This is a genomic window from Actinomadura sp. NBRC 104412 (assembly GCF_030269515.1).
GTDB lineage: Bacteria > Actinomycetota > Actinomycetes > Streptosporangiales > Streptosporangiaceae > Spirillospora.
Genome location: NZ_BSTM01000033.1, coordinates 63,920 through 77,859, shown reverse-complemented (window position 1 = coordinate 77,859; position 13,940 = coordinate 63,920). Strand labels below are relative to the sequence as shown.

Sequence of the window (13,940 nt, the reverse complement as noted above, 5' to 3'; positions counted from 1 at the left end):
CTTGGCGGGCCAGCTCGACCGCGCGGCGCCGGAACTCGGGCGGGTGTGGTGACGGCATGACGAACATCCTTCCTGATGATCGCCGGTGACCTCAGGACAGGTGTCCGGTGAACGGGGGGAAGCTCAGCCGGTGTGCGTCCACGCCGTCCCCAGGTGGTGCATTTGGGCGGCCTTAGCCCCTGGCCGGCTTCGTCCTCGAAGCAAAGCCAGGCGCCCAGGTCGCCCGCGGTGTTTCCACCGTTGGCCACACCTGCGCCCGCCACCGGTCGATCTTGTCCTGGTCGCGCTCGGCAGCGCGGCGGGTGGGCACCTGCACGCTCCACCTGATCCGGTGCAGCAGCACATCCACCCCGGCCGGGGTGTAGGAGACGGTGAACAATCCCCAGATCACCTCGGCGATCCGCGCGAGAGTCCACCGCTGATCCTCGGTCCAGCCGTGCGCGGCCGGCCCGAGCTCCTACGCCTCCTCCAAGGCGATGACCTGCTCATCGGTCAGTTTGCACTTCGCGCCGCCAGCGCCTTTGGAGGCCAACGCAGCCGTCCCGCCGGCCTGCCAGGCCCGCCGCGGCCGTGCTGCTCGCGCTGTGGTCGCTGATGGATGGAGTGGTTGGGCTTGATTGCAGGCTTTGTGGCCACCAATAGGTGATGGTCATTGCTATGGGCGGGCCTGTGGCGGTGAGGGTGGCTGCTGGGAGCGGTCGGTTGCCAGGCGGTGTACGCGTCCCTCAGCAGCTTGCGCAGTTACAGGTAGCCCTCACCCAGAACCGATAACCCCCACCACCCAACACCACACTCCACCCACCAGCACGAACCGACGGCATCAACGAATAGCACGAAGAAGCAGCAGCGCGGACAAGCGGCAAGCCTGGCGGCAGACGGGTGACTAGCCTTCGCTTCCGTACTCCCAGTGCCAGGGCTCGTAGGGGTTGCTGTAGGCCCAGGAAGGATGGAACCAGCCGTACTTGCGGGAGTTGGCCTCCAGCCAGTTGAACTGTGCCGTGCTGGCGTTCTCCACTCCCCCGCACAGGTCCAGGGCCTGTCCCTTGCCATGGTTGCTGGTGCCGGGGACCGCTGCGAATCCGGGCCGCTGGGAGTAGACGCGCTGCTGATCGGCCAGGCTGCGGTAGGAGTCCGTTACGCACATCTCGCGTCCGAACCGCCGCGTGTACGCCGCGTTCAGCTTGTAGAAGGCCAGCGCCGCATCGGCGCGCAACTGCTCGCCCTTCTGCGGCAGCGGGCACAGGTACTTGGCCGGAATCAATCCATTGGGGAATTCCCTGGACTTGGCGGCCAGGCTCTTGTCGCACCGCGCACGCAGCTTGCGCTCCCGCTCGGCCTCAAGCTTCTTGAGCCTGGCCGTGAGGTCCCTCGTCAACTGGACCGACCGTGTCCTCAGGGAGTCGATCTCCTGCTGGAGCCGTGTCTGTTCCACCGCGTTGCGCGATTGCAAATCCTGAGCCGTGGACGCGAGTTGCTGACGGCGCCGCTGTAGCTGGTCGGCCTGCCGGACGAGCGCCTGCTGCCCGTTGGCGATATGCGTCACGTCCGCGGTGGCCCGCAACGATTCCTCCGCGTCCCCCGCGCCGAAGATCGACATCGAGCCGAAGGCGGGTTGCTGGTACGAGGCGTTCGCCAGCCTGGCCAGCGGCCCCCTGATCTGATTCAGCTCACCCTCGGCCACCGCCAGATCCTTGAGCGTCACCCGCAGCCGCTCCTGGGATTGCGCCAACGCCTTTTGGCGCGCCTTCATCTGCTCGGTGGCCTTCTCCAGATCGGCGCGTGCCTTGGACGCCAGACGTCGCAGCTCCTGAACGGGATCCTCGCGTGCCGCGGCCGATCCCGGCCCGGCGACGATCACCGCCATCACCAGGAAGACCGCGGTCAGCACCGCCGACCGGGGGATTGGCACGGTGGGTTCCTCCTGATGCCCAAAAGGACGACAGCGGCAGGAACGCTACTACAAGTTCACAGACGACTTCACCGAGTTCGGAATCCGTGCCGATCACACCAGCGCCGCAACTCCGGGATCTCCCTCCACCGCCTGGGGCAAAACCCGCGATGACGGCGTTCCGGCGAAGGACTCGGCTTGGCCGACGGCCGTACCTTCGGCTCCGGCTCCGGCGCCCGCGTCACGGGTGCCGGCCTCGGCGGCACATACTCCCCCCGCGTGGGATGCGTCTCAGGTGGCGCCTTCGGAGTCGAAGGGGTCACCGTCCGCACCGCCTGGGGCCTGGGCTCCGGTTCCGTCCCACCCACAACCAAGATCACGCCTACCGCGACAGCCACGAGGACGGCCCCGGCGACAACGAACCCCCACCTAGACCGCGAACCACCCCGAGCCATCACGGACCGAAGCGTACCGACCCCCCGGCAACCTGGCCTAGACCCACTCGCCCACGCCCGATAAGTGTGAGCAACCGCCCTTGTCTTCCCCTACCCTGGAGGTGGTCGTCCGCTACGCTCATCCGGGCAAGCGGCACCAGGCCCTCGTAGCTCAGGGGATAGAGCACTGGTCTCCTAAACCGGGTGCGCAGGTTCGAATCCTGCCGGGGGCACCCTCCCATGATCAGCCAAACTAGCTGCTGACCTGGGCATACACGCGAAGAACACCGATGCGCCCTGATCGGCCCGTCGTTGTTGTGGTAGGGCGATGACGGGTGGGGACTACCTGGCGGGCTTTTCCGCCGGGGGTGCTGCTGGTGGATGGGAGCCCATGGTGCTGGGTGGGGCGTGCTGGTGGGTGGGAGCTACTGGTGTTGGGTGGTGGGGCTCCTCGTGGGTGGGGTTGGTTGGGTGGGGTGGTTTTGGGGGTGGTGGTTAGGGGTGGGTGATGGTGATTGCTAGGGGTGGGCGGGCGGCGGTGAGGGTTGTTGCTTGGGGGCGGTTGGTTGCCAGGACTATGAGGGCGCCCTGGTCGTTTGGGTGGTGCGGTGGGATGGCGATGACGGGGGCGGAGGCTATGAGCAGGCGGGCTCTTCCGGTGTGGGGGTTGCCGGTGGGTGGGGTGTCGGCTGAGAGGACGTCTACGTGGTCGCCTTGGCGGAGGAGCCGGACCGTGCCTGAGTCCGCGATGCGTACCGGGGTGGCGACCGTGCTTGGGCCGTAGGCGCGTAGGAGGGCGCTGGAGACGAGTCTCACGTCGGTGAGGGGTTCGCCTTGACGCATGGGGCCGGCCAGGATGCGGCCTGTCGCCGGGGTTCGGATCGCTCCGGATGGGATTGCTGCTTCTGGGAGGCGCGCCTTTCGGAGGTCGGGGGGACGGAGAGTGGTGCCGGCGGGGAGGTCTCGGGCGGCCACGAGGACCTCCGCGCCGATCGGGGTCGGGTCGGGACGTAGGGCCAGCAGGGCGAAGCCCGTTCCGGCGGCGGCGAACATCGCGGCCAGGGGCCTGCGACAGCGCTCTAGGCGGCGACCCATGAGATGCCTTCCGCCAGGTTCGGAGTGGCGGCGCTTGGACGGTCGTTGCTGGTGGCAGTCATGATCCTTGGACAGCTTTCGGGCGTGGGCGGGTAGCGCCGGGTCGTCGGCGGCTCGGCACTCAGGGGCGGAGGTAGGGATTAAGGGAGGTCGAGGGGCAGTCTCATGCCGTCCAGGGAGTGGGGGCAGGGGCAGGCGCGGTCGGTGGGCAGCGACTTGATCATGTCGGCGACCAGGGGGCGGAGGCGGTCGATGTTCTCGGCGAAGACGCGGAAGACCTCCTCCATGGTGACGCCCTCGCCCTCTTCGATGCCGGCGTCGAGGTCGGTGACCAGGCAGACGGGGATGTAGCAGAGGGCCAGCTCGCGGGCCAGGACGGCCTCGGGATGGCCGGTCATGCCGATCAGGGTCCAGCCCTGGGCGGCGTACCACCGGGACTCGGCCCGGGTGGAGAAGCGGGGGCCCTCGATGACGACGAGGGTGCCGCCGTCCACGGGCGGCCACCCGGCCCGCCGGGCGGTGGAGACGGCGACCTCGCGGCCGATCGGGCAGTACGGGTCGGCGAAGGACAGGTGGACGGCGCCACCCTCGTCGTAGAAGGTCTGCGCGCGCCCGGACGTACGGTCGACGAGCTGGTCGGGGATGGCGAGGGTGCCGGGGCCGTGGTCGGGGGTGAGGGACCCGACGGCGCTGGGGGCCACGATCTGGCGGACGCCCAGGGAGCGCAGGGCCCAGAGGTTGGCCCGGTACGGGATCTTGTGTGGCGGGTACCGGTGGTCGCGTCCGTGCCGGGGGACGAAGGCGACACGGCGGCCGGCCAGCGCGCCGATCGTGAGGGTGTCGCTGGGACGGCCGAACGGGGTGTCGACCTCGACCTCGTGGACGTCGTCGAGGAAGGAGTAGAACCCGGACCCGCCGATCACCCCGATCTCGGCGGAGGGCTGGGACGCGGAAGGCGGTTGAGACATGCCGATGACATTAACGAGCCCGCCCCGGCCGCCGGGAGTGGCTCGCATGATTGTGGATAACTCCACCCCTACAGGGCCCGGCCGGTGACGGCCGGGCCCTGCCTCGCGATCTCAGCCGACCCGTTCCAGGACGCGGGGGTCGGTGCGGTCGGGGGTGATCTGTTCCTTCGCCAGGCGGCCGGGGAACCAGATGCGGCGGCCCAGGTCGTGCGAGAGGGCCGGGAGGAGGAGCGAGCGGACGATGACGGTGTCGAGCAGGACGCCGAAGGCGACGATGAAGCCCATCTCGGCGAGGATCACCAAGGGAAGGGTGGCCAGGGCGGCGAAGGTGGCCGCCAGGACCAGCCCGGCCGAGGTGATCACGCCGCCGGTGACGGTGAGGCCCCTCGCCACGCCTCGGCGGGTGCCGAGGGACGCCGATTCCTCGCGTACCCGGTGCATCAGGAAGATGTTGTAGTCGACGCCGAGTGCGACCAGGAAGATGAAGGCCAGCAGGGGCAGGCCGGGATCGGTGCCCTCGAAGCCGAACAGCTCCTGGAAGATCACGGAGCAGGCGCCCAGTGAGGCCAGGAACGACAGCACCACGGTCGCGATCATCAGTAGCGGCGCGACCAGGGCGCGCAGCAGCGCGACCAGGATGAGGAACACGACGGCGAGGACGATCGGCATGATCACCTTGTTGTCGCGGTCGACGGCGCGCATGGTGTCGAGCGTGATGGCGCTGGTGCCGCCGACCTTGGCCTCGGCGCCCGGTACGGCGTGGACGTTGGCGCGCAGCCGTTCGATGGTGTCGCGGGCGGCCTCGGTGTCGGGGGCGTCGCGCAGGACGGCCTCGTACTGGACGAGCCCCTGGGCGGTGGTGGGCCTGCCGAGCTCGGCGACGCCCGGCGTGCCGCGCGCGGCGGTGGCGACCTGGTCGGCGGCGGACGCCCTGGCGATGATGACGGCGGGATCGCTGGATCCGGCGGGGAAGTGCCGGCCGACGGCCTCGGCGCCGACGATGGAGTCGGGCTTGTCGACGAACTGGCCGGCGTTGGACAGGCCGTCGGACTTCAGGGTGGTCAGGCCCAGGGTCAGCACGAGCAGACCGGCGGCGGTGACCGCCCAGATAAGGCGTGGACGGGCGCTGACGACGCGAGCGATCCGGCTCCAGATGCCGTGCTCGGACTCGTACGCCTCGGGGGCGAGGTACTTGGCGTCGTAGCGCGGCACCAGCGGCCAGAACAGCCAGCGGCCGCAGATCACCAGCAGGGCGGGCAGCAGGGTGGTCATGGACAGCAGGGCGGTGACGACGCCCGCGGCGGCGACCGGTCCCACGCCGGCGGTGGAGTTCAGCTCGGCGACCAGCAGGCACAGCAGGCCGACGGCGACGGTGGCGGCGGACGCGAGGATCGCGGGCCCGGCGCGGTGGAGGGCGAAGGCCATGGCCTCGTGCCGGTCCTCGTGCCGGTGCAGTTCCTCGCGGTAGCGGGCGACCAGCAGCAGGGCGTAGTCGGTGGCGACGCCGAAGACCAGGACGGTGAGGATGCCTCCGCTCTGCCCGTTGACGGTGAGGTCGGCGTGCTTGGCCAGCAGGTAGACGACGGTCTGGGCGAGGCCGAGCGCGATGACGGCGCTGAGGACGGGGACGAACCACAGCATCGGGCTGCGGTAGATGATCAGGAGCAGCAGGATCACGACGCCGCCCGCGGCCAGCAGCAGGAAGCCGTCGATGGTCTCGAACACCTCCTCCATGTCGGCCATGCCGCCCGCCGGGCCGGTGACGTGCGCGTTCAGCCCGGGCGGGCCGCGCTTGGCCAGCTCGCGGGCGTCCTCGACGGCCTTGATCAGGTCGATGTCCTCCAGCGGTACGAGGGTCTGGAGCGCCTTGCCGTCCTTGGCCGGGAACGGGCCCTGCGGCTGCCGCGCGCCGGGCAGCTTGGCGAACGCGGCGGTGTCGGCCTTGGCCTTGGCCTGGTCGGCCGCGGTGATCCCGCCGGGACGCTCGTAGACGATCACGGCGAGCGCGACGTCGTCGGTGCGGAACCGTTCTTGCAGGGCGACGACCTGGGTGGACTCGGCGCTCTCGGGCAGCCAGGCGGCGGCGTCGTTCTCCTCGACCTCGCCGAGGTCGCCGGGCAGCAGGCCAAGGAAGACCAGGGCGGTCAGCGGGACGATCCAGGCGGCCAGGACGGCCCATTTGGTGCGTCTACCGGCGATCACGGAGGTGAGTCGATGGGCCCACGTTCGCGGCGGGGCCGGGCTGGGTGAACTCATATGCTGCTCCAGGGCTGTTCATATCGAGTGGGCTATCACATCGCGATATGTCGTGCCCTAATGGTTGCCCGGGATGCGGTGGGCGCGCTTCCGGCGGAGGGGTGGAACCTCGCTACGCCGCTGGGGCCAGGGGGTGCGCCGCCGCTACTGCGCGGGGAGTAGGAAGACCCCGGAACCGTGTACCTGAGGACGACCGTCCAACGGGACGTCGAAACGACAGGTCGTTCACTTCCTTCACGGAACCGGTGACGGGGAGTGGTGACGGGGGTGCCGGTGGACATCGTGGTGTGGCGGGCGGCGTCGCTGCTGCTCGCGTACCCTGATCAGCGCTTCTACGATCGGCGCCCGATGCTGCGGGCGGCGCTCGCCGACGTGCCGCAGGGGGCGCCGCGGCGGTGCCTGAACGCCTTCCTCGACCACGTGGACCGCACTACCCCTATCCGCCTGACGGTGGAGTACCGGGAGGTGTGCGGGGGCGGACGCCTGAACCTGGCGGGTTACCGCGATCTCGATGAGGAGCTGCGCCGGTTCATGCGGGGCCATCTCGCCGAGCTCTACAGGCAGGCCGACTACGACGCGGGGGAGGAGCCGGCGGACTCACTGCCGGTCGTGCTGGAGTATGCGGCCCTTTGCCGGGACGATTGGCTGCTAAGAGCGAACCGGGCCGCGTTGGAAAGTCTCCACGCGGCCCTGGAAGCGGACGGTACGCCTTACGCGACCCTGATCGAGGGCGTGCGAGCCACGCTCGCGCCCAGCTCGACAAGGGCCGGGATTCTCGCCGCAGGTCAGGCGACCTTCTCCGACGAACTCGCGGACGACGAGGACGAAGACGACTCCGACGAGGACGAGGACGAACTCTCCGACTTCGACGACGAGTCCGACTTGTCAGACTTGGCGGAGTCCTTGGAGGAGGTGGACGTCGAGCTCGACGTGCCGGAGCTGCGGCTGTCGGTGCGGTAGAAGCCGGAGCCCTTGAAGATGATCCCGGCGGCCGAGAACACCTTGCGGAGGCGGCCGGAGCATGCCGGGCACTCGGTCAGCGCGCTGTCGCTGAACTTCTGCACGACCTCCAAAGGTTCACCGCACTCGGTGCAAACGTACTGATACGTCGGCACGGGTCCTCCTCGCCGCCAAGCCTGATTGGCACTCATCTCGATCGACTGCTAATCGTACCCGTGCATTGAACACCATGAGCCGTCACCCTGTTCCGAGACTCGGCGGTCAGGCGCCCGACTCGCCGAACCAGCCGGCCAGCTTGCCGCGGCGGCTGACCGCGCGCATGCGGCGTTCCGCCGCCTCCCTGACCGTGTCGGTGCTGACGATCAGCAGGGTGTCGCCGGCGCGCAGCGGGGTGGTGGGCTCGGGCACGAAGCTGTTGCCGTCCCGGACGATCAGGGTGACCGAGGCGCCCGGGGGCAGCCGCAGCTCGAAGATCTCCACGCCGTTGAGCCGCGAGTCCGGGGGGATCCTGATCTCCAGCAGTTCGGCGTGGAGCTCCCCCAGCGGGGCGGCCTCCACGTCCAGCTCGCGCGGCTCGTCGCCGCCGCGCAGCCCGCACCAGCGCGCCACCAGCGGCAGGGTGGGCCCCTGCAAGGCGGTGAACAGGACGACGATGTTGAACACGATCGCGAACAGCGTCTCCGAGCCCTGGACGTTCTGCACCATCGGGATGGTGGCCAGCACGATGGGGACCGCGCCGCGCAGCCCGGCCCAGGAGGCGAACGCCTTCTCGCCCAGCGACATGCCGAACCCGATCGTGGACAGCAGCACCGACAGCGGGCGCGCCACCAGCAGCAGGACGAACCCGATGATCAGCGCGGGAATGATCTGGCCGGGCAGGTCGCTCGGGGACGCCAGCAGGCCGAGCATCACGAACACCCCGATCTGGGCCAGCCAGGCGACCCCTTCCGCGAACCCGCGGGTGGCGGGACGGTGCGGCAGCCGGGCGTTGCCCAGGACGAGCGCGCTCACGTACACCGCGAGGAACCCGCTGGCGTGCGCCAGCGCCGCCGTCCCGTACGAGCCGACCGACAGCGACAGCACGGCGATCGGGTAGAGCCCGGACGCGGGCAGGGCCACGCGGCGCAAAGCCTGCGCGCCGAGCCAGCCGATCGTGATCCCGATCAGGCCGCCCGCGATCAGCTCGTACACCATGATCCCGGCGAGTTCGAGCAGGTCGGGCGCGGTGGAGTGGGTGCTGAGCGTGATGACGACGATCACCACGGGGGCGTCGTTGAAGCCGGACTCGGCCTCCAGCAGCCCGGTCAGCCGTGGCGGCAGCGGCAGCCGCCGCAGGACGGAGAACACCGCGGCGGCGTCGGTGGGCGCGAGCACGGCCCCCACCAGGAACGCCACCCGCCAGTCCACGTCCAGCAGCCAGAGGGCGGCGAGGGCGGTCACCACGATGCTGATCAGGGTGCCCAGGGTGGAGACCGAGACCGCGGCGGGGACGGCGGGGCGCACGTTCCGCCAACTGGTGGTGATGCCGCCCTCGGCGAGAATCAGGACGAGCGCGGCCAGGCCGAGGGTCTCGGCCAGCTCGGCGTTGTCGAAGTTGATGTGGAAGGGGCCGCCCTCGCCGATGAACAGCCCGATGCCCATATAGGCGAGCAGGCTGGGCAGGCCGAGATGGTGCGACAGGCGTACCGCGACGATCGCGGAAAGTATCAGCGTGGACCCAAGGAGTAGCCAGATGTCGAGACGCACATCCCACCCCTCGGGTCATCGGCGAACTGATCTTTTGGAATCCTATTGATATCGGTATCGGCCACATAACGGCGGCCGCCCGCCGGGCCGGCCGTGCCACCGCCCGCCGGGCCGGTCGTGCCGCCGGGCGGCCATCCGGCTCAACGGCGCCTGACCAGGGGGTCCACGCCGTTCACCACGTTGGCCACCGGCTTGCCCGTGACGGCGGCGGTGATGTTGTCGCGCACCGCCGAGACGATGTTGATCTGGGCCTGGCCGGTGCCGCCCGCCCCGTGCGGCGACAGCAGGACGTCCTCGCGGGAGCGCAGCGGATGATCGGGCGGCAGCGGTTCCTGCTCGTAGACGTCCAGCGCGGCCCCGCCGAGCCGACCCGACTCCAACGCCTCGGCCACCACGTCGTCCGCGACGACGCCGCCGCGTCCCACGTTCACCAGCAGCGCCCGGTCGGGGAGCAGGGCGAGGCGGCGGGCGTCCAGCAGGCCGCGCGTGTCCGGCGTCAGCGGCAGGGTCAGCACCAGGATGTCGGAGACGGCGAGCAGGTCGTCCAGCTCCCGGTACGTGGCGGACGCCTCCGGGCGGCGCCGTCTCGACCAGTACGACACCGGGGCGCCCAGCGCCTCGAACAGCCGGGCCGTCTCCGAGCCGATCGCGCCGTACCCGACGATCCCGACACGCTGCGTGTGGATCTCGCGTGGGTTGCGGGCCAGCAGTTCCCGCTGCGGCCATCCGCCGGCACGGACGCCGCGGTCGGCCCAGGCCAGGTGGCGGCACAGCACCAGCGCCGCGCCCAAGGCCCATTCGGCGACCCCACGGGCGTTGGCGCCGGCGGCGTTGGCCACCGGGACGCCCGCCTTCGCCAGCATGTCGACGTCCACGCTGTCGGTCCCGACGCTGGGCGTCTGGACGAACGCCAGGTGCGGCGCGGCCTCCAGCACCCGCTTGTCCAGCGAGAACAGCCCGGTGAAGTCGCCGATGACCAGTTCGGCGTCGGGCAGCACGGCGAGCAGGCCGTCCTCGTCACGGGACTCGGGGAAGAGCAGCTCGACCGCGTCTCCCAGCGGCTCGAACAGCCCCCGTACCAAGTCCTTGCCGAACGGCGCGAGCGTCAGCACCCGCCATGGTGTCGCCATGCGTAAACCTCCGTAACCGCGTACCGAACGCCACCGCGTACCGAACGCCACCGCGTACCGAACGCCACCGCGTACCGAACGTCACCCCGTACCGAACGTCACCCCGTACCGAACGTCACCGACGTCTCCAAGCCTTCATAGCGAGCACCCAAGAGCTCCCAGCGCCCTCAATGCCTCCAACGGCGTCAGGTCAACCGTACGAGACCCTCCGAGGGGGTCACGGCGGCGCGGACGTGCCGGTCGTGCGGCTCGGCGGGCAGTGCGTCGATCAGTTCCCCGTCGTATATCAGAGCGGCGGTGAGGATCGCGGGGCCGACTCTGGCCAATGCCCGGTCGTAGGACCCGCCGCCGCGCCCGAGACGCATCCCACGGCGGTCGACCGCCAGCGCCGGGACCAGCACGACGTCCGCGCTCGACACCGCGTCCGGGCCGCGCGGCGGCTCGGACGGTTCCAGCAATCCGTGCGGCCCGGGGACCAGCGAGTCGGGCCCCTCGTACGACGCCCAGTCGAGGTCGTTGTCCGGTCGCAGCCTCGGGAGCAGCACATATGTCCCGCGCTTCCAGAGCGCCAGCAGCAGCCCCCGGGTGTCCGGTTCGGTGCCGATCGACACATAGGCCGCGACAGTCCCGGCCATCTCCAGTTCCGGCACCGCCAGCACCGCGTCGCGCAGCGAGCGCGCCGCTTCGGCGCGGGCCCTCGGGTCCATCGCCGACCTCCTGGCCAGCGTCGCCGCGCGGAGATCGGACTTGGCGGCGGTGTGCTGCACGGTGGGCTCCCCCGGGATGACTAAGGTCGGTTCATGGCCGACTTCGAACCAGTTCTCAAGGCCGTCGTCCCTGTGGCCGGCCTCGGTACCCGATTCTTGCCCGCCACCAAGGCGACACCCAAGGAAATGCTTCCCATCGTCGACAAACCGGCGATCCAGTATGTCGTCGAGGAGGCGGTCAACGCCGGGCTCGTCGACGTCCTGATGATCACCGGCCGGAGCAAGCGGTCCATCGAGGACCACTTCGACCGGGCCTACGAACTCGAGGAGGCCCTGCGCGCCAAGGGCGACGAGGACCGGCTGGCCTCGGTCTGCAAGTCGAGTGACCTGGCCATCATGCACTACGTCCGGCAGGGCGAGCCCAAGGGGCTGGGGCACGCGGTGCTCTGCGCCCGCCAGCACGTCGGCAACGAGCCGTTCGCCGTGCTGCTGGGCGACGACATGATCGACCATCGCGACCCGCTGCTGACGCGCATGATGGACGTGCGCTCGCGGCTGGGCGGCAGCGTGGTGGCGCTGATGGAGGTCGATCCCGACCAGGTGTCCTCGTACGGCGTCGCCGCCGTCGAGCCCACCGACGAGGACGATGTCGTCAAGATCACCGACCTGGTGGAGAAGCCGCCCCAGGACGAGGCGCCCAGCAACTGGATCATCATCGGCCGGTACGTCTGCGACCCCAGGGTCTTCGAGGTCCTGGACCGGACCCCGCCGGGACGCGGCGGCGAGATCCAGCTCACCGACGCGCTGCTCACCCTCGCCCGCATGCCGGTCGAGGAGGGCGGGACGGTGTACGGGGTGAAGTTCCGGGGCCGCCGCTACGACACCGGCAACAAGCAGGAGTACCTGCGCACGGTCGTGCAGTTCGCCGCCGAGCGTCCCGACCTGGCGCCGGAGTTCATGCCGTGGCTGCGCGAGTTCGTCCGCAAGAACCACGACGGCTCGCCTGGGGAGTCGTGACGGCGCGGAAGACGGGGCCGTGGGCATGAGATCGGTCGAGGAGCATCTCGCGGGCATCCTGAGCGCCGTGCCGCTGCTGCCGCCACTGGACCTGGCGCTCCTGGAGGCGCAGGGCGGGGTGCTGGCCGAGCCGGTGGAGGCGCCGGTGCCGCTGCCGCCGTTCGACAACTCCGCGATGGACGGGTACGCCGTCGTCGCGGCGGACGTGGCCGGCGCCACCGAGTCCGATCCGGTGACGCTGCCGGTGGTCGGGGACATCGCGGCGGGCGACGTGGGCGTATCGGCGATCCGTCCCGGGCTGAGCGCCCGGATCATGACGGGCGCGCCGATCCCGGCCGGGGCGGACGCGGTGATCCCGGTGGAGTGGACCGACGGCGGCACGGCCACGGTGCGCATCACCCGTCCCGTTCCGCCCGGTCACTACATCCGCCGGGCGGGCGAGGACGTGCCGGCCGGCAGGGTGGTGGTCGAGGCGGGCACCCGGCTCGGCGCCGCCCAGCTCGGCATGATCGCGGCGGTGGGCCGGTCCCGCGTCTCGGTGCGCCCGCGCCCGCGCGTGGTGGTGCTGTCCACCGGCACCGAGCTGCGCGAGCCCGGCACGCCGCTGGCGGCGGGCCAGATCTGGGATTCGAACAGCTTCATGCTGACCGCGGCCGTGAACGAGACGGGCGCCAAGGGCTACCGCGAGGCGGCCGTCGGGGACGAGCCGGCCGAGGTCCTGGAGTCGATCGAGGACCAGCTCGCCCGCGCCGACGCGCTGATCACCTCCGGTGGCGTGTCCATGGGCGCCAGGGACGTCGTCAAGGAGGTGTTCACGGCGAAGGCGCAGGAATCGGTCGTGTTCAGCAGGGTGGCGATGCGGCCGGGCAAGCCGCAGGGCTTCGGCCTGCTGAACGGGACGCCGATCTTCACGCTGCCCGGCAACCCGGTCAGCGCCTTCGTCTCGTTCCAGGTCTTCGTGCGTCCCGCGCTGCGCGCCATGCAAGGGCTGCCGCCCGAACCGCTGCCCACGTGGCCCGCCGTGCTCACCGAGGACGTCACCTCCCCGGCGGGGCTGCGGCACTTCGTGCGCGGACGGCTGGCGCCGCGGCAGGGCGCGTACGAGGTCACCCCCGCCGAGACACAGGGCTCCCATCAGCTGTGGTCGCTGTCGTCCGCCGACTGCCTGATCGTCCTGCCCGAGGACGTCGAGGCGGTGCCGGCCGGCACCCAGGTACACGTCATGAGGCTCCCGTCATGAGCATGGATTCCGAGCACACCCACGCCCACGGGCTCACCCACGTCGACGAGGCGGGCCGTGCCCGGATGGTCGACGTGTCCGGCAAGGACGTCTCCGTGCGGACGGCGACGGCCACCGGCTTCGTCCGCCTGTCGCCCGTCACCGTCGAGGCGCTGCGCGCGGGCGACGTCCCGAAGGGCGACGCGATCGCCGTGGCCAGGATCGCGGGGATCATGGCGGCCAAGCGCACGCCCGACCTGGTCCCGCTGTGCCATCCGATCGCTCTGCACGGCGTGCAGGTGGACCTGAGGATCGAGGACGGGGGCGTCGCCATCGCCGCCGTCGTCCGCACCGCCGACCGCACGGGCGTGGAGATGGAGGCGCTGACCTCGGTGACCGTGGCCGCGCTGGCGCTGGTCGACATGGTGAAGGCGCTCGACCCGGCCGCGGTCGTCACGGACGTGCGGGTCGAGGAGAAGACCGGCGGCAAGACCGGCGTCTGGCGGCGGCCGTGATCAGG

Annotated in this window: 11 protein-coding genes, 1 tRNA gene and 1 pseudogene; 4 read left to right on the top strand and 9 right to left on the bottom strand. The window is 70.5% G+C overall.

Annotated features, from left to right (window positions below; genetic code table 11):
• Positions 1-172 precede the first annotated feature (172 nt).
• Together QSK21_RS36230 and QSK21_RS30360 are read right to left on the bottom strand one after the other, a co-directional pair.
• Positions 173-415 (bottom strand): annotated as a pseudogene (locus tag QSK21_RS36230) (helix-turn-helix domain-containing protein); the annotation flags it as partial.
• Positions 416-883: 468 nt separating this feature from the next.
• Positions 884-1,909 (bottom strand): D-alanyl-D-alanine carboxypeptidase family protein, encoded by a 1,026-nt coding sequence (locus QSK21_RS30360; RefSeq protein WP_285700894.1) that lies wholly within the window; start codon positions 1,907-1,909, stop codon positions 884-886.
• Between the two features lie 574 nt (positions 1,910-2,483).
• Here QSK21_RS30360 and QSK21_RS30355 point away from each other — a divergent pair.
• Positions 2,484-2,555 (top strand) — tRNA-Arg (locus tag QSK21_RS30355).
• A gap of 262 nt (positions 2,556-2,817) precedes the next feature.
• On the opposite strand, the gene QSK21_RS36225 is transcribed toward QSK21_RS30355, so the two are convergent.
• The 7 genes from QSK21_RS36225 to QSK21_RS30325 form a co-directional block, all read right to left on the bottom strand.
• Entirely contained in the window at positions 2,818-3,375 is a 558-nt protein-coding gene (locus tag QSK21_RS36225; protein ID WP_352231343.1) for an SAF domain-containing protein, read from the bottom strand.
• Positions 3,376-3,557: 182 nt separating this feature from the next.
• Positions 3,558-4,385, bottom strand: a complete 828-nt coding sequence (locus QSK21_RS30350) for an S-methyl-5'-thioadenosine phosphorylase (protein ID WP_285700893.1) — start codon at positions 4,383-4,385, stop codon at positions 3,558-3,560.
• Between the two features lie 111 nt (positions 4,386-4,496).
• On the bottom strand, positions 4,497-6,587 hold the full coding sequence (locus tag QSK21_RS30345) for an MMPL family transporter (RefSeq protein ID WP_285700892.1): 2,091 nt from the start codon (positions 6,585-6,587) through the stop codon (positions 4,497-4,499).
• A gap of 839 nt (positions 6,588-7,426) precedes the next feature.
• Complete coding sequence (locus tag QSK21_RS30340) at positions 7,427-7,756, bottom strand: FmdB family zinc ribbon protein (RefSeq protein ID WP_285700891.1); 330 nt, start codon at positions 7,754-7,756, stop codon at positions 7,427-7,429.
• Positions 7,757-7,862: 106 nt separating this feature from the next.
• Entirely contained in the window at positions 7,863-9,347 is a 1,485-nt protein-coding gene (locus QSK21_RS30335) for a potassium/proton antiporter (protein ID WP_285700890.1), read from the bottom strand.
• 140 nt (positions 9,348-9,487) lie between these two features.
• On the bottom strand, positions 9,488-10,477 hold the full coding sequence (locus QSK21_RS30330) for an NAD(P)-dependent oxidoreductase (protein ID WP_285700889.1): 990 nt from the start codon (positions 10,475-10,477) through the stop codon (positions 9,488-9,490).
• Positions 10,478-10,662: 185 nt separating this feature from the next.
• Complete coding sequence (locus QSK21_RS30325) at positions 10,663-11,244, bottom strand: 5-formyltetrahydrofolate cyclo-ligase (protein WP_285700887.1); 582 nt, start codon at positions 11,242-11,244, stop codon at positions 10,663-10,665.
• A gap of 33 nt (positions 11,245-11,277) precedes the next feature.
• Between QSK21_RS30325 and galU the strand changes: the two genes are divergently transcribed.
• From galU to moaC, 3 genes are read left to right on the top strand one after another with little or no spacing between them, the layout of a single operon-like run.
• The gene (gene galU, locus QSK21_RS30320; RefSeq protein WP_285700885.1) at positions 11,278-12,201 is read left to right on the top strand and encodes a UTP--glucose-1-phosphate uridylyltransferase GalU; all 924 of its coding nucleotides are present in this window, start codon (positions 11,278-11,280) and stop codon (positions 12,199-12,201) included.
• Between the two features lie 25 nt (positions 12,202-12,226).
• Positions 12,227-13,441, top strand: a complete 1,215-nt coding sequence (glp, locus tag QSK21_RS30315; protein ID WP_285700884.1) for a molybdotransferase-like divisome protein Glp — start codon at positions 12,227-12,229, stop codon at positions 13,439-13,441.
• Positions 13,438-13,935 (top strand): cyclic pyranopterin monophosphate synthase MoaC, encoded by a 498-nt coding sequence (moaC, locus tag QSK21_RS30310; protein ID WP_285700883.1) that lies wholly within the window; start codon positions 13,438-13,440, stop codon positions 13,933-13,935. Before glp ends, moaC begins: the two co-directional genes overlap by 4 nt.
• Positions 13,936-13,940: the final 5 nt, after the last annotated feature.